This window comes from Actinotalea sp. Marseille-Q4924, from assembly GCF_916618755.1.
Taxonomy (GTDB): domain Bacteria; phylum Actinomycetota; class Actinomycetes; order Actinomycetales; family Cellulomonadaceae; genus Actinotalea.
In genome coordinates this window covers 85,704-105,995 of the sequence record NZ_CAKAKB010000004.1, presented here as the reverse complement: position 1 = coordinate 105,995, position 20,292 = coordinate 85,704, and the positions used below count along the sequence as shown (strand labels likewise).

Sequence of the window (20,292 nt, the reverse complement as noted above, 5' to 3'; positions counted from 1 at the left end):
CTGTGATCATGTTCACGACGGCGGGACTGACCTTCGGCGGCTCTGCTGCGGCCCCGGAGTCCTGGCCGTCCGAGCTCCTGCTGACGCTGCCGGCGCCGTCGGCGGCCATGGCCGTGCCGTGTGCCGCACGCCCCTCGACCCGGTTCGTGCACCGTGACGGTCCCTGCCGCTGCTTCGTCGGCGGCCCGGCACCGGAGTTCCCGCCCTCCGCGGGCACCCCGCTGCCGGCCGCGTCCTGACGCTCAGCCCTGCGGCCGGTACGGCTGGGCCGGGTACACGACGCGGTCCTCCGCGGGCATGAGGACCCACAAAATCGGGTAGACGATGAGCTGGCTGCCGGGCAGCACCATGAGCGCCAGCACGAACAGCAGCCGAGCCCCCCACGGGTTGATCCCGAACCTGCGCGCGAGGCCGGCGCACACGCCGGCGATCACGCGGTCCTGCTGCGGACGGACGAGACCCTGGCGGCGCATGTCCTCGTGGATGTTCACGGTCCTCACTCCTGACGTCGTCGATCTGACGTCACCATCGTCCGCCGCAGGACGGCCGCGGCACCTCCGGTACGGACCCTGATCCGACCCTGGTCCGTCCCTGGTCCGGAGGCGCACGCGGTCAGGGCCCGATCACCGACCCGGGCGGGGCGCGCCGTCATCAGCGCCCGGCGGCCACCGGCGTCGAGGCAGCGGGAGGCGCGGGCGGCTCCGCGGGCGCAGCAGGGGCGCCCGGAGCGCCCGGTGCCCCGGGCCGGGCGGCGCGCCGCCGTCGGACCTGCGTGGTGACGAGGTGCACGACGGCGCTGACGGCGCCCGCGGCGGCGAAGACGGCGAGCGCCTGCAGGGGGCTCTCCATGATCTCGGGGGCGACGACGATCACGCCGGCCAGCGCCAGCATCGTCACGCCCGCGAAGAGCTTGAGCAGCTGGCCGTGGTGCTCCTGCAGGCGCAGGGCACGCATCGTGCCGACGGCGACCGCCACGACGAGGATCTCGTCGAGCAGGAACGGCACCATGTACGCGCCGAACAGCGCCGCGGCCTCCCCGGCGGGCACGCCGGCCTGCTGCAGGAGACCGGTCCACAGCACCGGGAAGCCGGCCGTGCAGGGCGTCTCCAGCAGCGACACCGCGACACCGAGCGCTGCCGTCGCCAGGAGCGCCGGGGCCGAGCCGGTCCTGGCCGGCCGCGGCACGCATCCGCTTGTACAGCCCCGGCTTGGCGGAGTCGGGGATCGTGAAGGAGATGCCGCGCTTGAAGGCGACGTAGTCCTTGACGCTCACCACCCCGACGACGCCCGCCACGACCGCGACGACCGCCTGCACCGCCGCGAGGTGCGTCGCGACGGTCAGGGCCGAGTAGATCCCCGCCATGTACAGGGCGTACATCCCGGCGGTGACCAGCAGGAAGGTGCCGCCGACCGCGATGACGCGGCGCCGGCTCGCCGTGCGCACCACGATGGTCAGCAGCACCGAGATGGCCCACAGGGAGCACGGGTTCACGCCGTCGACGAACCCGATGACCAGCGTCGAGACGAGCAGTGAGCTCGCCCCGAGGTCCACCTCGCCCAGCAGCGGCACGTCCACGACCGTCCGGGAGCCCGTCTCGCACGTCAGCGTGTCCTGGGAGCACGTGCCCGCGCCGGGCGTCCCGTAGACGCCCGCCGTCACCGGCTCCCCCGCGACGGCGAGGTCCAGCGCGGTGGCGACGTCGTCGGCGATCGCGTCCGTCCAGCCGATCCACACCCGTTCGCCGAGCACCGTCGTCGGCACCGAGGACGCCTCGAAGCCGAGCCGCTCCCCCGTCTCGACGAACAGCGCTCGACCCTCGGCGTCGGACCACACCTCGTGCTCGACGACGACCAGCCCCGGGTAGCGCGGGGCAGCCTGCGCCAGCCACGCCGACTGCTCCGCGCACTTGGCGCAGCCCTCACCGGTGAACCGGACCAGCTCGACCTCGGCGCCGTCGGCCGCCGCGCCGGTGCCTGCGGCGACCCCCGGACCGGTCGCGCCGGGCAGGGCCGGGGACGACGGTGCCCACGGCAGGGCCGCGCCCGCCGGCCCGGCCGCCCCGGGCGCCAGGAGCAGCGCGAGCCCGAGCAGGAGGGTGAGGAGCAGGGCCGGCGCACCCGAGGGGACCCCCGCCCGCACGGGTCGACCTGCTCGCGCAGCCATGCTCGCATCATCGGCCGCAGGAGCGGCCACGACCTGGGACCAGCGTCCCCGTCACGCCCCGGGAGCCGCCGCCCGCACCTCAGAAGTCGTCGAGGTCCAGCTCGAACCAGACGGTCTTGCCACCATCCTCGTGGATCTCCACGCCCCAGCGGGAGGACATCGCCTCGACGATCGCCATCCCGCGACCGCTCAACGCGGCCGGGTCCGTGCGCATGACGACGGGGCTCGACTCGGCGCCGTCGCTCACCGACACGCGCGCGACCTCTTCCGTCACGACGACCTGCAGCCCGATCCCGGTCTCGGACGGGCCGTGCAGCACGGCGTTGGCGAGCAGCTCGCTGGACAGCAGCTCCAGCACCTGGTTCGTCATCCCGACCGCGCCGCGCGTCGCCGCGGTGCGCACGACCCATTGGCGCCCGATCGCGACGGACTGCCGCTCCCCGGGCAGGAGGATGCTGTCGACGTCCACGTCGGGCGGCACGCCGACGACGTCCGCGTCCTCGCGCTCGGGCGCCGTCGCCGTGGTCTCCCCGTCCGACGCGACGAGCCGGAGGGTACGACCGGACGACGTGCGTCGTGCACGGTCGCCGGTCATCTGCCCTCCAGAACATGCGAGACATCGCCGGGCGCGGGTGCGCCCGCCGACCACCACCCTGCCAAGTGCCGCCGCGAGGCGCCTCCCGGCGCTCCGCGCTCTGCCAGTCTCGCACCTCGACGGGCCCCCCGCCCCGGAGATCCGGACGTGCTGCCGGCGAGGCCGGTGCCGGGTCAGCGGCCCGGGTCGATGAGTCGCGGGATCCCGGGCGGCGCGGCCGCGGACAGCTCGAGGTACTTGGCCTCCGCACGGTGCAGCCGGACGTGCTCGTCCAGGCTCCACGTCGGCCCGTTGCGCAGGACGGTCCCGCACGAGCACTCGAGCCACAGGGTGCCGTCCGGGTCCGATCGCAGCGTGCCGACGGTGTAGTGCGTCGCGCGGGCCCGCTCCTTCGCGTCCCGCAGCGCCGCGCTGACCGGCTCGGGGACGCGCCGGCCGCCGTCCCGCTCCGAGGTGCTCACGGGACGGTTCTACCACTCGCGAACGGCGCGCGCGGGCCCCCACGGCGACCGCCGTCGAGGGCTGGGCGACCTACACCGGCTCGCGATCACGACCGTCCTCGTCGCGGGCGGCTGCTCGTCGGCGCCGACGGTCGACGCACCGACCATGAGCGCCACGGTCGACGCCGCGGCGGAGCCGGGCGCCACCTCCGCCGACGCGGGCGCGGACCGGCCCGAGGCGAGCGAGTCCGGCTGGGAGCCCGCCCTCACCGCCATCGCCGTGGCCGCCGAGGTCACCGCTGGACGCGTCCGACGGCGCACCGGTCGAGACCTTCGCGCACCCCGACGTCAACGGCGCTCCCCTGACGTTCCTCGTGCTCCAGGAGCAGGACGGCTGGGTCGAGGTCCAGCTTCCCCGTCCGCCCCAACGGGACCACGGGGGTGGGTTCCCGCCGACGCCGTGGAGCTCGCCGCCGTGCCGTACCGGCTGGAGATCTCCACCACGTCGAACGAGCTGACGCTGCTGCGCGAGGGTGTCGAGACCCGCACCTTCCCGGTGGCGGCGGGTCACGCCGACCAACCCCGCTACGGGCGCTTCGCGTACGGGCTGTTCACGTACTCCGAAGTCCTCAACGAGTTCGGCGGGAGCCACTGCTGCATCCTGATGGCCTCCGCCGACATCACCGCCCTGACCGAGCTGCTCCCGCTCGGCACGCCGGTCGTGATCTCCTAGACGTCCGGGGACGTGACACCGTCCCGCCGCAGGCCCCACGGAGGTCACCGTGTGCCGGAACATCAGGACGCTGCACAACATGGCGCCGTCGACGACGGACGACGAGGTCCACGCCGCCGCCCTGCAGTACGTGCGCAAGGTCAGCGGGATGACCAAGCCGTCGCGCGCCAACCAGGAGGTGTTCGACCGCGCCGTGGAGGAGGTCGCGCACGTCACGGCGCACCTGCTCGCCGACCTCGTCACCCAGGCGCCGCCGAAGGACCGTCAGGTCGAGGAGGCGCGCCGGCGGGCGCGGGCCGCCGAGCGGTACGGACGGTCTGAGGTACCTCAGACCGTCGTCTGAGGTCGCCGGGGCGGAAGATCGGGAGATCGGCCGATCCCCGGCCGGGGGCCTCACGCGCACCGTGAGGGTCGGAGCAGCAGAACCGACCCCCAGGAGCACACCGTGAACGCCTCGACCCTCCCCGACCGCCGCGTCCTCGCGGCCGAGCACGCCTACCGCCGCGAGGTCCTGCGTGACGCGGCGCGCCCGCTCGTCCTCCCGGACGTCGCGGGATCCCTCGGCCGACTGGCCGACGCCGTGCGCCGCACCCGTGCGGCCACGCGACCCAGCGGCGCGGGACGCGCCCGCACGCGTCGCACCGTGGCGGACGTCGCCGCCGCGGCGGCCCTTCCGCCGCGGGACCTCCCGCTGGGACACTCCGTCGTGTGCCGATGACGACACCGTTCGTGGCGCGGTCCGCCGAGGTGGGCCGCCTCCTCGCGGCGGTCGACGCGGCGGCCGCCGGCCACCCGTCGACCGTCCTGCTGGGCGGCGACGCGGGCGTCGGCAAGACGCGCCTCGTCGCGCACCTCGCGGACCTCGCCACGGACCGCGGCGCCTCGGTCGTCACGGCCGCCTGCGTGGACCTCGGCGACGTCGGCGTGCCCTACCTCCCCTTCGCCGAGGCGCTCGGTCGGCTGCGCGCCCGCGGGGCCGCGGTCGACCGGCTCCTGCAGGAGCGGCCCGCGCTCGCACGCCTGGTGCCGCCCTCGGGCGGACCGCCGGACCCGGTGGCGCGCGACGACGAGGGGGCGCGCCTGCAGCTCTTCGACGGCCTCGCGGCCGTGCTCGCGGCGAGCGGCCGGGCGGGCGCGCCGCTCGTGCTCGTTCTGGAGGACCTGCACTGGGCCGACTCCTCCAGCCGCGACGTGCTGCGCTACCTCGTCGCGCGGCTGCGCACGGAGCACGTCGTCGTGGTCGGCACGTACCGGACCGACGACCTGCACCGTCGCCACCCGCTGCGCCCCGTCGTCGCGGAGCTCGCCCGCCACCCCAGCGTGGACCACCTGGAGCTCCGTCCCTTCACCGCCGACGAGCTCGCGGCGTTCGCCGTCGCCGTCGCGGGTCACGAGGTCCCGGAGCCGCGGCTCCGCACGGTCCTCGAGCGGTCGGAGGGCAACGCGTACTTCGCGCAGGAGCTGCTGGAGTCCGACGGCGACGCCGTGCCGTGGTCGCTCGGCGACGTGCTGCGGGCCAGGCTCGACGCGCTCGACCCGGTCGTGGTCGACGTCGCGCGGCTCGTCGCGGTGTCCGGGCGGACCGTCGCCGAGCCCCTGCTGCGGGCCGTCTGGCGACGGTGGTCGGGCGCCGGGGGCCAGGGCGGTCCGGGCGGCGGCAGCGGCGGGGCGACGCCGTCGGACGCGGCCCTCGACGGCGCGGTCCGGGAGGCGGTCGCCGCGCACGTGCTCGCCCCGGAGGGCGACCGGCTGGCGTTCCGCCACGCCCTGCTCGCCGAGGTCGTCGCCGCGGACCTGCTGCCCGGTGAGACGGTCGCCGTCCACCGCGCCTACCGCGACGCCCTGGCGGACGACGACGCCCTGGGCTCCGCGGCGCAGCTCGCCCACCACGCGCGCGCCGCGCACGACCTCCCGACAGCGCTCGCCGCGTCGCTGCGGGCCGCCGACGACGCCGCACGGCTCCTCGCGCCCCAGGAGGAGCTGCGGCACCTCGAGGCCGCGCTCGAGCTGTGGGAGGCGACCGCAGGCTTCGACCACCCGTCGACCACCGTGGTGGAGGTCCTCTCCCGGGCCGCCGGCGCCGCCGCCCGCTCGGGCCTGCACGACCGCGCGCTCGCGCTGGCGAGCCGCGCCGTGGACCTCGCGAGCCCCGGTCCGGAGCGCGCGTCCCTGCGCGCGCACGTGGCCCGCCACCTGCTGACGCTCGACCGGGGCCAGGACGCGTGGACGGCCGCGGAGGAGGCGCTCGCCGAGGTCCTCGCCGCCGGCGACCCCGACGGGCCTGGTGACACGGCAGGCGGGGACGAGAGCGCGATCGGCCCGTCGGCGTCGCGCGTCAGCGCGTGGGTGCACGCGGTGCACGCGCGGTGCGCCCTCGCGCTCGAGCGTGACGCCGTGGCGCGGACGAGCGCGGACCGGGCCGTCGCGATCGCCCGGTCCGGGGGTCACACGGGCCTGGAGGCCGATGCGCTCGCCACGCTCGCCGTCCTGCTGGTCGACGACGACGAGCACGCCGCGGAGCTGCTCGCCGCCGCCCGCGACCGCGCGTCGGCCGCGGGCGACCTCGTCACGGAGCTGCGCTGCGGGTACAACCTCGCCGCGACGCACTTCTACGCGGGACGGCTGGCCGACGCCCGGCGCGAGGTCGACCAGGCGCTCGACCGGGCCCGTCGAGCCGGCCTCACCTGGGACGTCTTCGCCCAGCAGCTGCAGGTCCTGGACCACGTCGTGCGGTTCACGACCGGGGACCTCGGCGCCCCGCCCGCGGCCCCCGAGGGGGCCCCGCCCGGCGCCGCAGCCGTGCTGACCGCCGTCGGCCTGTACGCCGCGACCGCCCGCGGCGACGACGACGTCGTGGAGCGCGCCCGGGCGCTGGAGCCGACGTGGGCGACGGACGGCCAGGTCGCGCTCGTCGCCGGTGGCTGCGAGGTCGACGCCCTGACGCTCGCGGGCGACCCCAGCCAGGCCGTCGCGCGGGCCGTGCGGCTCCTGGACCACCTGAGCCGTCAGTGGGACGACTGGTTCCTGGGCGGCATCTGGCTGGCGGCGCTCGCCCTGGCTGCCCTGGCCGACGTCGTCGCCGATGCCGCCCACGACGGCCGTGCCCACCGCGGTCCCGAGGCCGGGCGGACGCCGCCACCCGTCGACGTCGGGCGCCTCCGGGCCCAGGGCGACGAGCTGCTCGCCCGCGCGGTGGCGACGGCGGAGCGGGGTCGTCCCCGAGGCGGCCGGCTCGGGCCCGAGGGGCGCGCATGGGTCGCCCGGGCGCATGCGGAGCACAGCCGGCTCCGCGGCGCGGGCGGAGCGGGGGACCCCGAGCTGTGGGCGGCGGCCACCGCGGCGTTCGCCTACGGGCACCGGTACGAGGAGGCGCGGTCGCGCTTCCGCTGGGCCGAGGCGCTCCTCGCCGCCGGGCGGCGGGACGAGGCGCGTGACCAGGCCGGCGCCGCCCTGGACGTCGCCCGCGGGATGGGCGCCCGGCCGCTCGTGGCGGCGGTCGAGGCGTCGGGCCGGCGTGGGCGCCTGGACCTGCCGGGCTCGCGGGTGGGCGGGGAGGTGCTCACCGTGCGCGAGGCCGAGGTCCTCCACCTCGTCGCGCGCGGGCTGAGCAACCGGCAGATCGGCGAGGCGCTCTTCATCAGCACCAAGACCGTCAGCGTCCACGTCTCCAACGTGCTGGCGAAGCTCGCGGTGTCCGGACGGGCCGAGGCGGTCGCGGTCGCGCACCGGCGGGGGCTGCTCGCCGACGCCTGAAGGCTCGCGTCCGTGATCGCCCGGCCCTAGCGTGCACCCCATGGCAGCGACGACGCCGGCGGTGGAGCTCGAGGTCGACGGACGGACCGTCCGGGTCAGCAACCCCGAGCGCCCGTACTTCCCCGCGCGCGGCCTGACGAAGCTGGACGTCGTGGAGTTCTTCGTGGCCGTGGCCGACGGGGTCCTCGGGGCGCTCCGCGACCGGCCCACGACGCTCGAGCGCTGGCCGCGCGGGGTGTTCGAGGGCGCCGTCATGGCGACCCGGTCCGACAGCCACGGCGACGCGTTCTACCAGAAGCGGGTCCCGCAGGGCGCTCCCGGGTACGTCGAGACGGCGCGCATCGCCTTCCCCAGCGGGCGGACGGCCGACGAGGTCTGCCCCACCGAGCTCGCCGTCGTCGCGTGGGCCGCGAACCTCGGGACCATCACGTTCCACCCCTGGCCGGTCACGCGGGAGGACGTCGAGGCCCCGGACCAGCTGCGCATCGACCTCGACCCGCAGCCGGGCACCGACTTCGCCGACGCGGCGCGGGTCGCGCCCCACGTGCGGGAGATCCTCCACGAGATGGGCATGGAGGGCTGGCCCAAGACGTCCGGCGGGCGCGGCGTGCACGTCTTCGTGCCGATCGAGCCGCGGTGGTCCTTCACGCAGGCGCGGCGGGCGACGATCGCCCTGGGCCGGGAGCTGGAGCGCCGGCTGCCGGACGAGGTCACCATCAAGTGGTGGAAGGAGGAGCGCGGGCAGAAGATCTTCGTCGACTACAACCAGATGGCCCGCGACCGGACCATCGCGTCGGCGTACTCGATCCGTGCGAACCCCCGCGCGACGGTGTCCACGCCGGTGACGTGGGAGGAGCTGCCCGACGTCGAGCCGGACGACTTCGACGTGACGACGGTCCCGGCGCGCTTCGCGCAGGTCGGTGACCTGTACGCCCCCCTCGTGGCCGGCGCGGGGCCACGCTTCTCGCTCGAGCCGCTCCTGGAGCTGGCCGACCGGGACGAGGCCGAGCACGGGGCCGGCGACCTGCCCTACCCGCCGGAGTACCCGAAGATGCCGGGCGAGCCGAAGCGGGTGCAGCCGTCCAAGGACCGGGACCGGCCGAAGGACGACGCCGGGGCCTGAGCCGTCCGCCCGCTGAGCGCCTCGGGAAGAGAAGTCCGCCCGCCGGGGTTACCGTCGAGGCGTGGGTCCCGGACGGGACCGTGCAGGGGCCGACAGTGAAGAGGGTGCATGCGACCCGTCGTCTTCGTGCACGGCGTGCGGACCTCCTCGGCCATCTGGACCGAGCAGGTGGCCGCGATGGAGCGCGCGGGCCACCCGGTGGTGACCGTCGACCTGCCGGGCCACGGCACGCGCGCCCACGAGCGTTTCAGCCTCGCGGCTGCGCACCGTGCCATCGACGAGGCCGTGGAGACCTGCGCGATGCCGCCGCTGCTGGTGGGGATGTCCCTCGGCGGATACATGTCCCTCGCCTACGCCGCACTGCACCAGCCGAAGCTCGCCGGCCTCGTGCTCGCGGGCTGCACCACGGAGCCGCGGGGCAAGCCGCTCAGCCTCTACCGACGCGTCGCGGCGCAGCTGGTGCGCACGTTCCGACCGTCCACGACGTCCTGGCACGTCGTCACGGACATGCTCACGTCGGTCCACGGCCACTCGTCCCTCGCCGACCTGCGGCGCCTCCTCGTGCCGGTCTGGTTCGTCAACGGCGCCCGGGACCTCCTGCGCTTGGACGAGCGCCGGTTCCTCGCGGCGCACCCCGGCTCGACGCTCACGGTGGTCCCGGGGGTGGGTCACGACGTCAACCTCTGCGCCCCCGCAGCGTTCAACCGGGTGCTGGCGGAGGCGCTGCACGCCCTGCGGCCGACGGCGCTCCACGGCGCCGCCTGACGTCCTGACGATCGCCGGTGCCCCGCTTTGGTGCCCGACGCGAGCGTGGGTACAGTAGGGCGCGCTCGCCGCGGGGACGTGGCCGGCGCCAGCACCACCCGCAGTCCCGCCGCCTTAGCTCAGTCGGCAGAGCGTCTCACTCGTAATGAGAAGGTCAAGGGTTCGATTCCCTTAGGCGGCTCCCACGCAGAGGCCCCGCACCGGCAGTCGCCGGCGCGGGGCCTCTGTCGTACGCCTCGGCGAGCTGCGCGTCCCGTGTCACCGTCGGGCACCGGCGGCGGCCGATAACCTGCCGGCAGGACGCGCCACGGACGTGGCACGGCGGGCGAGAGCAGGAGCAGCCATGGCCAGGACCGTCGACCCGCCCACCGGCGCGCCCGGCGCCGGCGGGACGGACCTCGTCCCGCGGTTCCGGTCGCTGCGCCGCTACAACGTCCTCGCTGCCGTCGCGCACGCCGCCCAGGCCGCGGCCGTCGTCGTGCTCTCGAACGACTTCGCCCTTCCGGTCACCGGGACGTACCTCGACGGTCCCCCGGGGACGCCCGGCGGTGAGCAGGTGGTGCTGCTCGACCTGCCGCTCGGGCCCGCGGTCGCGGCCTTCTTCGCCCTCTCCGCGCTGTTCCACGCGATCGTCGCCTCGCCGTGGTCCTTCCCCCGGTACACCGCCGGGCTCGCGCAGAGCCGCAACGTCTTCCGCTGGGTCGAGTACTCCCTGTCCAGCACCCTGATGATCGTCCTCATCGCCCAGGTCACCGGGATCACCGACGTCGCGGCCCTGCTGGGGCTCGCCGGGGCGAACGCGTCGATGATCCTGTTCGGCTGGCTGCAGGAGAAGTACCACACCCCCGGGGACGGCGGGCTGCTGCCCTTCTGGTTCGGCTGCATTGCCGGCGTCGTGCCGTGGCTCGCGATCCTCGTCTACGTCGTGGCCCCGGGCTCCACGAGCGGGGCGGAGCCGCCGGGCTTCGTCTACGGCATCGTCATCTCGATCTTCCTGTTCTTCAACGTGTTCGCCCTCATCCAGTGGCTGCAGTACCGGCGCGTCGGCCGGTTCGCGGACTACCTCGTCGGCGAGCGCGCGTACATCACCGCCAGCCTCGTGGCGAAGTCGCTGCTGGCGTGGCAGATCTTCGCCAACACGCTCATCCCCACCTGAGGCGTCGGCGAGGCCGTGTCCGGGACCCTTGCCTCGGGCAGGGACCCGGAGGAAGGTGGGCGCGTGGGGACCGCGGTCTCGGTGCAGCACCTGCAGAAGCGCTACGGCTCGACGGTCGCAGTCGCGGACGTGTCCTTCGACGGTGAGATCTTCGGCCTCCTCGGCCCGAACGGGTCGGGCAGGACGACGACGGTCGAGTGCCTCCAGGGCCTGCGGCACGCCGACGACGGCACGCTCGAGGTGCTCGGTCTCGACGCCCGGGCCGACCCGGCCGCCGTACGCCGCGCCGTCGGGAGCCAGCTGCAGGACTCCGCCCTGCCCGACCGCCTCCGGGTGGGTGAAGCGCTGCGCCTCTGCTCGACCATCCGGGCCGGCAGCCGCCCGTGGGTCTCACGCGGCCTCGAGCCGGTCGACCTGCGCGGGGAGGTCCGGACCCTCGAGGACGCCTACCTGCCTCACGGCCGGGGCTCCCGAGGTCCCGCCCGGGCAGCAGGGTCCGGACACGTGAGAGCGCTGGCCGCGGTGACCGCCACCGAGCTGAGGCTGTTCGCCCGGGACCCGATGACCGTCCTCTTCGTCCTCGTCCTGCCCGTGGTCATCCTGTACGTGCTCAACGGGGTCTTCGGCGGCCAGCCTGCGGACCCGTCCGTGTGGGAGGGCGTCGGCGCCGTCGACTTCTACACGTCCGCCTACGTCGCCCTGGTGGCGGCGACGGTCCGGACGGACGACAGCCTGGAGGAGGCCGCGACAGAGCGCCCAGCGGGCACCGGCAACCGACCCGCGGCGCTTCCTCCTGGTGCGTACCGCGGAGGCCCTCTCAGGGGCAGGTGACGTCGCGGTGCCAGGACTCCGTGGAGTAGCGCTGCTCGAAACCCATCGAGGCGTAGAGCCGCTCCGCGCCGGTGGGCGAGTCGGCGTCCACCTCGAGGGTCACGCGGTCGCGGCCACGCGACGCCGCGTCGGCGATGACGGCACGCAGCAGCGACGTCGCGACCCCGCGGCCGCGGGCGGCCTGGGTGACGCCCAGGTAGGCGACGTACGTGCTGTCGGGACCGGCACCGCCGGCGGACCGCTCGCCGATGAGCGCGCCGACCGGCTCGCCGTCCTCGACCTCGACCAGCCACCAGTGGTCCCAGGCGTGCCCGACCTCCTGCTGCTGCCGCTCCACGAACTCGTCGAAGGACTCCTCGTGGTAGTTGAAGTGGTCGGTGAACGCGGTCTCGAGCACGTCGTGCACGGCCCGGAGGTCCGCGCCGGACGGTTCGCCGTCGTCGCCGACGACCTGCCGGACGACGACGCCCTGCTGCGGGTCCGGGAACGCGCCCGGCTCCCCCTCGGCCGGCAGGACCGCCCGCGCCATCTGCCACCACGTCCGGACGCGCTCGTACCCGGCCGCGGCGAGCCACCGGTGCTGACGCGCGTCGCCGGCGAAGGCGCCGGCGTCCAGCTGGGTGCTGCTCAGGCCCCGTTCCGCCGCGAGCCGGCAGCCCTCCCCCTCGGCCCAGGCGTACAGCGCCGCGCCGACGACGTCCGCCACTGCGTGGTCGAGCCCCGGGTCGACGGACACACCGACGATGACCCGCCCGGCAGCGCGGTCGTGCACCGAGGCCCAGCCGACGACCCGACCCGTCGGCTCCGTGACGACGGCGTGGATCCGGGCGCTCGAGCCGTCACCGACGACGTGGGCCGCGACGGAGGCTCGGGAGGTCGTCGAGACCCCGGCCGCCGCGACGTCGTGCGCGGCGGCGACCCGGTGCAGGTCGTCGACGTCAGGCGGGCCGGGTGCGCGCACCGACCAGCCCTCGGGCAGCGTCAGGTCATCGAGAGGCAAAGAACGCATCCACCCAGCATCCCGCATGCGCGCCGTGACGGCCAGGCACGGTCCACGGGGCGGCGGCACCCGGTTCGGCGGGTCCCACCCTCACCGGCCGCGGGACCGGCGACCGCTCACGGGATCGGCTCGGCGTGGTGGGAGATCCCCCGCAGGAAGTACAGGACCGGTCCCACCCAGCTGATCGCGATGACCGCTGCCCACACGGGCTTGCGGCCGCGTACCTGGTACCCCGGCCGCCAGGCGAGGTCGACCCACGCCGCAGCGGCCAGCGCGAGCTGGGCGGTTCCCCCGGCGACGACCGAGGCTCTCTGCCGGCCGCTGAGGTCGGACCACCGCCGGTGCTGGCGAGGGTTGCGCGTGGCGCTCATGGCGACTCCGATCTCCGAAGGACCTTCATCACCACGCTGCACCGACCGCCCCCGCCCGACGAGGACCGAACGTCCCTGCGCGCTCAACCGCTGCAGACGGTGCCCTCGGCCGGCGTCGCACCCTCGAGGAGATAGGCGTCCACGGCGTCGGTGATGCACTGGCCCGCGCGCCCGTACGCCGTGTGCCCCTCGCCCTCCCACGTCAGCAGCACGCCGGAGGCGAGCTGCTCGGCGAGGGCCACGCTCCACTCGTAGGGCGTCGCCGGGTCCCCGGTCGTGCCGACGACGAGGATCGGCGCGGCTCCCGCGGCGGTCACCGTGGCCGGCTCCCGGACGCTCTCGACCGGCCAGGTCTCGCACCCGGCGGACATGACGAAGTCCCGGCCGAACGTCGGCGCCTGCTCCTCCACGACCTGGGCCAGCTGGTCGAGCTCGTCGTAGGAGAGCTCCTCGGAGGGGTAGTCGAGGCAGTTGATCGCGGTGAACGCGACCATCTGGTTCGACCCGTAGGTCCCGTCCGGCGTCCGCTCCAGGTAGAGGTTCGCGAGCTCGAGGAAGATGGCGCCGCTGCTCTGCGTCAGCGCCTCCTCGAGCGCGAGGGTGAGGTATGTCCACGACTGGTCGTCGTACAGCGTGACGACCAGCCCGTAGAACGCCATCGTCGAGTTGAGCTCCTGTCCGTCGCCGGCGCGCAGGGGCCGGTCCTCGATCGTCTCCATGAGGTCGGCGATCTGCTGCATCCCGTCGTCGACGTCGCCCTCCAGCGGGCATGCGGCGCCACCCTGGCAGTACTCGACGTAGGCGCGCAGCGCCTCCTCGAAGCCGACCGCCTGGCCGACCACGAGCTCCTCCGTGCTGCTCGACGGGTCCAGCGCCCCGTCGAGCACGAGCCGGCCGACGCGCTCCGGAAAGAGCTCCGCGTACGTGGCGCCCAGGAGGGTGCCGTAGGAGAAGCCCACGTAGTGCAGCCGGTCGTCACCGAGGACGCCGCGGAGGAGGTCCAGGTCCTTCGCGGCGCTGACGGTGTCGACGTGGCCCAGGAGCGGGCCGGTGGCCTCGGCGCAGGCCTCCCCGAACGCGCGCGCGGCGTCCCGTGCCGCCTCGAGCCCTGCGGCGTCCTCCACCGGGATGTCACCGGTGAGGTAGCGGTCCACGGTGGCGGGGTCCCCGCACGACACGGCGCTGGAGCTGCCCACGCCGCGTGGGTCGAACCCCACGAGGTCGTACGCCTCGAGCACGCGAGGGCTGAACGAGTCCTGGGCGTACTCGACGAACTGCACGCCGGAGCCGCCGGGTCCGCCGGGATTGACGAGCAGCGACCCGAGCCGCTCGCCGTCGCCACCCGTGGCCGGTGCCCGGCGCAGCGCGAGGTCGACGGATCCGGCGTCCGGGTCGTCCCAGTCCAGCGGCGCCTGCACCGTGGCGCACTCGAACGCACCGCAGGCGCTCCAGCCGACCTCCTGCTCGTAGAACGCCTCGACGCCGCCGGTGACCGCCTCCGGGCCGGCGGTCGCGTCGCTGGTCGGCTGCGGCGCCGCGTCCTGCGGCGAGCTCTGCTCCTTGGGGGCCACGCACGCGCCCAGCGCGAGGACCACGGCGGTGGCGGCGCCCACCGCGCGCGTCACGAGGAGGCGCGCGCGGGCGGGCGCGACGGGAGCGGAGGACGCAGGCACGAGGTCACGGTAACCGTTCGGGCTGACACCATCCTGGGCGGCCCGGCGGCCCGGCGGCCCGGCGGCCTGGGCGGCCCGGCGGCGCTGCGGCGTCGACGGCCCAGCATCGCTGCGCACCGCCTCAGCCCTGGGGCCGCAGCGCCACCGCCATCGCCTCCATCGCCAGCAGCGGCGCCACGTTGCCCTCGATGCGGGTCCGCGCCTCGCCGATCGCGTCCATGCGGCGCACGGTCTGCTCGGGGCTGCCCTCGCGGGCGAGGCGCTCGACCGCCTCGGTGTGGGCGACGTTGACCGGGTCGACCTGGGCACCGAGCTGCCGGACGAGCACGTCGCGGTACAGGGACAGCAGGTCCACCAGGGCACGGTCCAGGACGTCCCGCTGGGCGCGGGTGGCGCGCCGCTTCTGGTCCTCCTCCAGCTGCCGCACCTGCGCGCGCAGCGCGGGCGGCAGCGTCTGGGCGTCCTCGGCGCCGAGGCTGCGCAGCAGGGCCGTGCGCTCGGCGGCGTCCCGGTCCGCCGTCGCCGCCTTCGCCTCGGCCGTCGCGACGTCGACGAGCTCCGCGGCCGTCATCACCGCGTCCCCGACCCCGCGGATCGTGGCGGCGAGCGTGAGGGTCCGGTCGCGCCGCTCACGCGCCTCCGGGTCCCGTGCGAGGCGCCGGGCCAGGCCGATGTGGCTCTGCGCCGCACGCGCGGCGGCGTCCGCCACCTCCGGCGCGGCACCGTCACGCTCGACGAGCAACGCCGCCACCGCCTCGACGGGCGGCACCCGGAGGGACACCCGGCGGGACCGGGAGCGGATGGTGACGACGACGTCCTCGGGGCTCGGCGCGCAGAGGAGCCAGACCGTGCGGGGCGGGGGCTCCTCGATGGCCTTGAGCAGCACGTTGGACGTGCGCTCGGTCATGCGGTCGGCGTCCTCGAGGACGATGACGCGCCACCGACCGCCGGCCGGGGAGCGCTGGGCCAGCCCGACGAGCCGCCGGACCTCGTCGATCGTGAACGTGACCTTCTCCGTCGCCACGACAGTCACGTCCGCGTGGGTGCCGGCGAGCGTCGTCGTGCAGTCCTGGCAGTGCCCGCAGCCCCCGGCGTGGCACTGCAGCGCCGCCGCGAACGCCCGCGCGGCGTTCGAGCGGCCCGACCCGGGCGGACCGGTGATGAGCCACGCGTGCGTCATCGCACCGGGGTCCTCCGACGCCCGGCGCAGCACGGACACCGCCCGCTCCTGCCCGACGACGTCGTCCCAGACGCTCACGCGCGCCCCCCGCCCCCGACGGCACCGGCTCCGGCTCCGGGAGCAGCACCGTCCGCCCGGAGCAGCCGCGACACCCGTGCGCGCACGTCCCGCTGGATCGCCTCCACCGCCCGGCCCGCGTCGACGACGAGCCACCGCGGCGTCGTCGCCCGCGCGAGGAAGGCGCGCCGGGTCCGCTCGTGGAAGTCGGACCCCGCGCTCTCCAGGCGGTCCGGCGCACCGGTGAGCCTGGTCAGGCCGACCGCGGGGTCGAGGTCGAGGAGCACGGTGAGGTCCGGGAGCAGCCCCTCGGTGGCCCACAGGGACAGCTGCTCGACCTCGCGCGCCCCGAGCAGCCGCCCGTCGCCCTGGTACGCCACGGAGGAGTCGAGGTACCGGTCGGTGAGGACGACGGCGCCGCGCCGGAGGGCGGGGCGCACGACGGTCTCGACGTGGTGCGCCCGGTCCGCGGCGTACAGCAGCGCCTCGGCCCGCGCCCCCATGTGGTCACCGTGCAGCACCGCGTCGCGCAGCTGGCGGCCGAGGGGCGTGCCCCCGGGCTCTCGGGTCGTCACCACCTCGTGCCCGGCCTCGCGCAACCACGCGGCGAGCAGCTCCAGCTGGGTCGACTTGCCCACGCCGTCCCCGCCCTCGAAGGACACGAACAGGCCCGGGTGCCCGGTCGCCGTCGGCGCGGCGGGGGGCGGCTCGGGTGGTGGGGTCGTCACGGCGTCAGGGTAGTGCGGACCACCGACGCGGCCGTCGGCTCACTCCCCCGGGTACGTCACCCCGACCTGACGGCGCACCTCGTCCATCGTCCGCAGGACGTCGAGCGTGTCGGACCAGCTCATCACCTGGCTCTGCGTCGCGCCGTCGGTGATGCAGCGGGCCACCTCGGCCGCCTGGTACTGGAAGCCGCCGTCGACGGGGCGCTCGAACTCCCACTGCGACCCGTCGCTGCGGACGACGCGGAACGTCGTCGGGCGGTAGAAGTCGCTCGCCAGCTCGACCCGTCCGTCGGTGCCGCCCACGACCGCCGTCGTCGCGGTGCGCGACCAGAGCGTCGTGTGCAGCGAGGCCTGCACGCGGTCGCCGAACCCGAGAGCCATGCTGATCTGACCGTCGACGCCCGTGGGCGTGAGGGAACCCGTCGCGTGGACGCGGTCGGGGCGGCCGAGCACGTCGTGGGCGAACGACACCGGGTACACGCCGAGGTCGAGCAGCGCACCGCCGGCGAGGTCGGGGTTGTGCAGGCGGTGCGTGTGCGGCAGGTGGCCGAACGCCTGCCCGTGGTCGGCCAGGAGCGCGACGACGTCGCCGACCTCCCCCCGCTCCAGGACCGAGCGCAGCGCGACGACGTGCGGCAGGAAGCGCGTCCACATCGCCTCCATGCAGAACACGCCGGCGGACCGGGCGGCGTCGAGCACCTCACGGCCCTCTGCCTCGTTGCGGGCGAACGCCTTCTCCACGAGCACGTGCTTGCCGGCACCGATCGCCAGCAGCGCGTGGTCCCGGTGCTCGGAGTGCGGCGAGGCGACGTAGACGGCGTCGACCGTGTCGTCCGCCACGAGCTCCTCGTAGCTGCCGTACGCGGCCGGGGCGTCGTAGGCGGCGGCGAACTGCTCGGCGCGGGCCAGGCTGCGGGACCCGACGGCCGCGACGGTCGACCGCGTGTGGCCCAGCACGGCCTGCGCGAAGGTGTGCGCGATCCCCCCCGGGGCCAGGATCCCCCAACGGATCGGCGGTGCGGTGCGGGGGTCCTCGGGATATGTCATGCGGCTGAACGTACCTGTCCGCGGCGGACCGCGGCAGGCCCTCCGCACGGCGACCTACGCTGCTCGCGTGCCCTCCTCACCGCTCGTCCTCGCCTGCGGCCTCACCACGCTCGACGTGCGCCAGACCGTGGACCGCGTGCCCGGTCCGGACGAGAAGGTGGTGGCCCGCGACCTGGCGGTGGAGGTGGGCGGCCCGGCGGCGAACGCGGCCACCACGTCCACCGCCCTGGGCGTCCCCGTGCGCCTGCTGACGCGGGTGGGCGGGGCGCCGGCGGGACGCCTCGTCACCGAGGAGCTCCTCCGGCTCGGGGTCGAGCTGGTCGACCACGCCGCGCCCGACGACGCCCCCGCCGTGTCGACCGTGCTGGTCACCGCGGCCACGGGCCAGCGCGCGGTCGCGTCGGTCAACGCCACGCGACCGTCGCGCGGCGGCCCGGCAGCGGGGGGGCCCGAGGCGGTGCACGCCGCGCTCGACGGCGTCACAGCCGTGCTCGTCGACGGGCACCACCTGGACCTCGCCGTCCCCGTCGCGCGTGCCGCGTGTGCACGCGGCGTCGTCGTGCTGCTCGACGGGGGCTCGTGGAAGCCGGGGCTCGAGCGGCTGCTGGAGCACGTGGACGTGGCGGTGCTCTCGGCGGACTTCCGGCTGCCCGACGACCACGACCGCGGCGACCTCCTCGACGCCGTGCGCGCCCTCGGCCCGCGGGCGGTGGCGCAGTCGCACGGTCCCGACGCCGTCACCGTGCGCCACGCCGGCCGGACGGACGCCGTGCCGGTGCCCCTCGTCGACGTCGTCGACACCCTCGGGGCGGGCGACGTGCTCCACGGCGCGGCCGTGGCGTGGCTGGCGTGCGCGGCCGCCGACCGGGGCCCCACCGGGTCTGCTCCGAGCGCGGACGACGCCGCTGACGCCGGCGGTGTGACCATCGACGCGCTGCGGTTCGCGGTCGACGTCGCGTCGGCCTCCTGCGCCGCCGCCGGTGCCCGCGGGTGGACCGCGGACCGGCAGGCGGTGGACCGCTACCGCGCTGCCCTGCCGCGCTGACCCCCGGCCGCGGTGCCGGAGGACGTCAGGCGGCGAGGCGGACCGGGTGGCGCAGGGAGGACTCCCCGCGCTCCCACGCCGCGAGCATCGCAGCCCCGGCCGCGCCGTCGACGACGAGGTACGCACGGGCGCCCCACAGCACGTCGGCCAGCACGTGCGGCTCCGACTCGACGAGGCCGCCGGCGAGGTCACGTCCCGCGATCTGCTCGTGGACCGCGTCGGCCTCCACGTGCTCGTCGAAGTAGAACGCGGCGTCGTCGCCGTGGCCGAGGCGGCGGAAACCCTGGGCGTACTGCCCGCACGGCACCGACGAGGTCATCTCGAACGCCGCGAGGTGGCCGACGATCGCGCCGCGCAGGCGCCGGTGCAGCCCGAACATGCTCATCATCGTCGTGCCGGCCAGCGTCGCGCCGGGGACCACGTCGACGTAGGCGCCGTCGGCGTCGTCGAGGCCCATCGCGCGCAGCGTCGCGGCGAAGAGCTCGGAGTGGATGTGGCCCGGCCGTCCGCCGCCGTACTCGTCCGACTGGATCTCCACGAGCGCGGACTTCGCCCGCCCGGTGAGCCGCGGGAGGGCCCAGCTGTGCGGGTCCGCCTCCTTGAGGTGGTAGATCGACCGGTGGACGAGGAACTCGTGCAGCTGCTCGTCCGTCGCCCTGCGCGCCAGGTACCGCGAGACGCTCGGACCGTCGTCCTCGGAGGTGATGCGGAAGAGCTCCTGCGCGACCTCCTCCGCGGTGCGCGCGTCGGTCGGCTCGACCGGCACGCGCTCGCGGATCGCCGCCTCGAAGGCGACCTCGAGGACCCCGCGGGCGCGGATCACGTCGGGCTGCCACTCCCAGCCGTCGTCGACGCCGTCCACGCCGCGGTAGTGCAGCTCGTACATCACGAGGAGGGAGAGCTGGATGTCGTCGTCCGCCACGACGTCGTGCGTGCGACCGACGGCGCGCTCGGCCTCCTCCACCAGACGCGGCACCGGTCCCGGCTCCTGGCGGAGCGCCTCCAGCAGGGCGGTGCTGAGCGGTCCTCGGGGGGTGGGGCGGCGCATCTGGTCCTCCTCGACGGGGTCGTCCGGCCGGCGGCTCGTCAGGCCGCGACCAGCCGCCGCACGTGCACGGCGGGCCGCCGTCAGGCTCGCACCGGGTCCGTGGGACCGCATCCGGAGTGCCTCCGCGGGCCCTCAGGTGGCGGCGGCCGACGCCACCTGGCCGCCACGGCTCGACGGGCGGTCCCCGCGGACCCCCGGTTGACTGGGCGGGTGAGCACCGACCGTGAGCCGCCGACCGACCGGGACCCCCGCGGTCCCGAGCGCACCAGGGACGCCGCCGCGCCCTGGGCCAGCATCACCGCGTGCCCGAACGGGCCGCTGCTCGTGCGCGGGGACGTCGAGGTCCTCCTCGCGGACGGTGCGCCCGCCCCACGCCGCCGTCGGACGGTGGCGCTGTGCCGCTGCGGCGCGTCCGCGATCAAGCCGTACTGCGACGGCAGCCACAAGGTCATCGGCTTCCGCACGGACGACGAGCCGCAGAGCACGGACGGCACCAACCCGCCCGCCGCCCCGGAGCGCACCGCCGCGCGGGGCCTCCGCTCGGCGTGAGCCGGACGCCGCCCGACGGGCGGTGCCCGCCGCA

At 75.6% G+C, this 20,292-nt stretch carries 23 protein-coding genes and 1 tRNA gene; 13 read left to right on the top strand and 11 right to left on the bottom strand.

The features are described 5' to 3' along the window. The first annotated feature begins 8 nt into the window (after nucleotides 1–8). Nucleotides 9–239: a hypothetical protein gene (locus tag LG379_RS13270; protein WP_225755071.1), complete on the top strand. Its 231-nt coding sequence runs from the start codon at nucleotides 9–11 to the stop codon at nucleotides 237–239. 3 nt (nucleotides 240–242) lie between these two features. On the opposite strand, the gene LG379_RS13265 is transcribed toward LG379_RS13270, so the two are convergent. Further along, complete coding sequence (locus tag LG379_RS13265; RefSeq protein ID WP_225755070.1) at nucleotides 243–491, bottom strand: PspC domain-containing protein; 249 nt, start codon at nucleotides 489–491, stop codon at nucleotides 243–245. Between the two features lie 160 nt (nucleotides 492–651). Beyond that, nucleotides 652–1,185 carry a hypothetical protein gene (locus LG379_RS13260; protein WP_225755069.1) on the bottom strand — a complete coding sequence of 178 codons (534 nt, stop codon included), beginning with the start codon at nucleotides 1,183–1,185 and terminating at the stop codon, nucleotides 652–654. A gap of 200 nt (nucleotides 1,186–1,385) precedes the next feature. Between LG379_RS13260 and LG379_RS13255 the strand changes: the two genes are divergently transcribed. Then, a complete protein-coding gene (locus LG379_RS13255) occupies nucleotides 1,386–1,646 on the top strand; it encodes a hypothetical protein (protein WP_225755068.1) in 261 nt (86 codons plus the stop codon). Between the two features lie 597 nt (nucleotides 1,647–2,243). Here LG379_RS13255 and LG379_RS13250 read toward each other — a convergent pair. Continuing rightward, nucleotides 2,244–2,759, bottom strand: coding sequence for an ATP-binding protein (locus LG379_RS13250; protein ID WP_225755067.1), 516 nt, complete (start codon nucleotides 2,757–2,759; stop codon nucleotides 2,244–2,246). A gap of 173 nt (nucleotides 2,760–2,932) precedes the next feature. Beyond that, the gene (locus LG379_RS13245; RefSeq protein ID WP_225755066.1) at nucleotides 2,933–3,220 is read right to left on the bottom strand and encodes a hypothetical protein; all 288 of its coding nucleotides are present in this window, start codon (nucleotides 3,218–3,220) and stop codon (nucleotides 2,933–2,935) included. Nucleotides 3,221–3,659: 439 nt separating this feature from the next. On the opposite strand from LG379_RS13245, the gene LG379_RS13240 reads away from it, so the two are divergent. The 9 genes from LG379_RS13240 to LG379_RS13195 all read left to right on the top strand — a co-directional run bounded on the left by LG379_RS13240 (nucleotide 3,660) and on the right by LG379_RS13195 (nucleotide 11,560). Beyond that, nucleotides 3,660–3,932: a L,D-transpeptidase gene (locus tag LG379_RS13240; protein WP_225755065.1), complete on the top strand. Its 273-nt coding sequence runs from the start codon at nucleotides 3,660–3,662 to the stop codon at nucleotides 3,930–3,932. A 49-nt stretch (nucleotides 3,933–3,981) separates the two neighbouring features. Continuing rightward, complete coding sequence (locus LG379_RS13235) at nucleotides 3,982–4,275, top strand: DUF2277 domain-containing protein (protein ID WP_225755064.1); 294 nt, start codon at nucleotides 3,982–3,984, stop codon at nucleotides 4,273–4,275. Nucleotides 4,276–4,377: 102 nt separating this feature from the next. Continuing rightward, on the top strand, nucleotides 4,378–4,650 hold the full coding sequence (locus tag LG379_RS13230; protein ID WP_225755063.1) for a hypothetical protein: 273 nt from the start codon (nucleotides 4,378–4,380) through the stop codon (nucleotides 4,648–4,650). Beyond that, on the top strand, nucleotides 4,647–7,685 hold the full coding sequence (locus LG379_RS17015) for a helix-turn-helix transcriptional regulator (RefSeq protein WP_304522472.1): 3,039 nt from the start codon (nucleotides 4,647–4,649) through the stop codon (nucleotides 7,683–7,685). Before LG379_RS13230 ends, LG379_RS17015 begins: the two co-directional genes overlap by 4 nt. Before the next feature lie 40 nt (nucleotides 7,686–7,725). Further along, complete coding sequence (ligD, locus tag LG379_RS13215) at nucleotides 7,726–8,808, top strand: non-homologous end-joining DNA ligase (protein WP_225755062.1); 1,083 nt, start codon at nucleotides 7,726–7,728, stop codon at nucleotides 8,806–8,808. A 108-nt stretch (nucleotides 8,809–8,916) separates the two neighbouring features. After that, nucleotides 8,917–9,573 (top strand): alpha/beta fold hydrolase, encoded by a 657-nt coding sequence (locus tag LG379_RS13210; protein WP_225755061.1) that lies wholly within the window; start codon nucleotides 8,917–8,919, stop codon nucleotides 9,571–9,573. Nucleotides 9,574–9,681: 108 nt separating this feature from the next. Further along, nucleotides 9,682–9,754: transfer RNA gene (locus tag LG379_RS13205), tRNA-Thr, on the top strand. Between the two features lie 162 nt (nucleotides 9,755–9,916). Beyond that, a complete protein-coding gene (heR, locus tag LG379_RS13200) occupies nucleotides 9,917–10,729 on the top strand; it encodes a heliorhodopsin HeR (protein ID WP_225755060.1) in 813 nt (270 codons plus the stop codon). A gap of 63 nt (nucleotides 10,730–10,792) precedes the next feature. After that, nucleotides 10,793–11,560: an ATP-binding cassette domain-containing protein gene (locus tag LG379_RS13195; protein WP_225755059.1), complete on the top strand. Its 768-nt coding sequence runs from the start codon at nucleotides 10,793–10,795 to the stop codon at nucleotides 11,558–11,560. On the opposite strand, the gene LG379_RS13190 is transcribed toward LG379_RS13195, so the two are convergent. From LG379_RS13190 to LG379_RS13165, 6 genes are all read right to left on the bottom strand, one after another. Further along, a complete protein-coding gene (locus LG379_RS13190) occupies nucleotides 11,547–12,569 on the bottom strand; it encodes a GNAT family N-acetyltransferase (RefSeq protein WP_225755058.1) in 1,023 nt (340 codons plus the stop codon). The genes LG379_RS13195 and LG379_RS13190 overlap by 14 nt on opposite strands. A gap of 107 nt (nucleotides 12,570–12,676) precedes the next feature. Then, nucleotides 12,677–12,931, bottom strand: a complete 255-nt coding sequence (locus LG379_RS13185; RefSeq protein ID WP_225755057.1) for a hypothetical protein — start codon at nucleotides 12,929–12,931, stop codon at nucleotides 12,677–12,679. A gap of 83 nt (nucleotides 12,932–13,014) precedes the next feature. Further along, nucleotides 13,015–14,604: an alpha/beta hydrolase gene (locus LG379_RS13180; protein ID WP_225755056.1), complete on the bottom strand. Its 1,590-nt coding sequence runs from the start codon at nucleotides 14,602–14,604 to the stop codon at nucleotides 13,015–13,017. Nucleotides 14,605–14,725: 121 nt separating this feature from the next. Next, nucleotides 14,726–15,862, bottom strand: a complete 1,137-nt coding sequence (locus LG379_RS13175) for a DNA polymerase III subunit delta' (protein WP_225755055.1) — start codon at nucleotides 15,860–15,862, stop codon at nucleotides 14,726–14,728. Further along, entirely contained in the window at nucleotides 15,859–16,569 is a 711-nt protein-coding gene (gene tmk, locus LG379_RS13170) for a dTMP kinase (RefSeq protein ID WP_225755054.1), read from the bottom strand. The genes LG379_RS13175 and tmk overlap by 4 nt, the downstream gene beginning before the upstream one ends. 39 nt (nucleotides 16,570–16,608) lie before the next feature. After that, on the bottom strand, nucleotides 16,609–17,616 hold the full coding sequence (locus tag LG379_RS13165) for a Gfo/Idh/MocA family protein (protein WP_225755053.1): 1,008 nt from the start codon (nucleotides 17,614–17,616) through the stop codon (nucleotides 16,609–16,611). A gap of 67 nt (nucleotides 17,617–17,683) precedes the next feature. On the opposite strand from LG379_RS13165, the gene LG379_RS13160 reads away from it, so the two are divergent. Next, nucleotides 17,684–18,661, top strand: a complete 978-nt coding sequence (locus tag LG379_RS13160; RefSeq protein ID WP_225755052.1) for a PfkB family carbohydrate kinase — start codon at nucleotides 17,684–17,686, stop codon at nucleotides 18,659–18,661. A 25-nt stretch (nucleotides 18,662–18,686) separates the two neighbouring features. On the opposite strand, the gene LG379_RS13155 is transcribed toward LG379_RS13160, so the two are convergent. Further along, nucleotides 18,687–19,709: an iron-containing redox enzyme family protein gene (locus tag LG379_RS13155; RefSeq protein WP_225755051.1), complete on the bottom strand. Its 1,023-nt coding sequence runs from the start codon at nucleotides 19,707–19,709 to the stop codon at nucleotides 18,687–18,689. Between the two features lie 210 nt (nucleotides 19,710–19,919). Here LG379_RS13155 and LG379_RS13150 point away from each other — a divergent pair, with 210 nt between their 5' ends. Continuing rightward, a complete protein-coding gene (locus LG379_RS13150; protein WP_370634521.1) occupies nucleotides 19,920–20,258 on the top strand; it encodes a CDGSH iron-sulfur domain-containing protein in 339 nt (112 codons plus the stop codon). The last annotated feature ends 34 nt before the right edge of the window (nucleotides 20,259–20,292 follow it).

What these genes read in the sequence shown, in the direction of transcription:
- LG379_RS13270 (WP_225755071.1), top strand. Translation starts at nt 9, where the DNA reads ATGTTCACGACGGCGGGACTGACCTTCGGCGGCTCTGCTGCGGCCCCG.
- LG379_RS13250 (WP_225755067.1), bottom strand. Translation starts at nt 2,759, where the DNA reads ATGACCGGCGACCGTGCACGACGCACGTCGTCCGGTCGTACCCTCCGG.
- LG379_RS17015 (WP_304522472.1), top strand. Translation starts at nt 4,647, where the DNA reads ATGACGACACCGTTCGTGGCGCGGTCCGCCGAGGTGGGCCGCCTCCTC.
- ligD (WP_225755062.1), top strand. Translation starts at nt 7,726, where the DNA reads ATGGCAGCGACGACGCCGGCGGTGGAGCTCGAGGTCGACGGACGGACC.
- LG379_RS13210 (WP_225755061.1), top strand. Translation starts at nt 8,917, where the DNA reads ATGCGACCCGTCGTCTTCGTGCACGGCGTGCGGACCTCCTCGGCCATC.
- heR (WP_225755060.1), top strand. Translation starts at nt 9,917, where the DNA reads ATGGCCAGGACCGTCGACCCGCCCACCGGCGCGCCCGGCGCCGGCGGG.
- LG379_RS13190 (WP_225755058.1), bottom strand. Translation starts at nt 12,569, where the DNA reads ATGCGTTCTTTGCCTCTCGATGACCTGACGCTGCCCGAGGGCTGGTCG.
- LG379_RS13185 (WP_225755057.1), bottom strand. Translation starts at nt 12,931, where the DNA reads ATGAGCGCCACGCGCAACCCTCGCCAGCACCGGCGGTGGTCCGACCTC.
- LG379_RS13165 (WP_225755053.1), bottom strand. Translation starts at nt 17,616, where the DNA reads ATGACATATCCCGAGGACCCCCGCACCGCACCGCCGATCCGTTGGGGG.
- LG379_RS13155 (WP_225755051.1), bottom strand. Translation starts at nt 19,709, where the DNA reads ATGCGCCGCCCCACCCCCCGAGGACCGCTCAGCACCGCCCTGCTGGAG.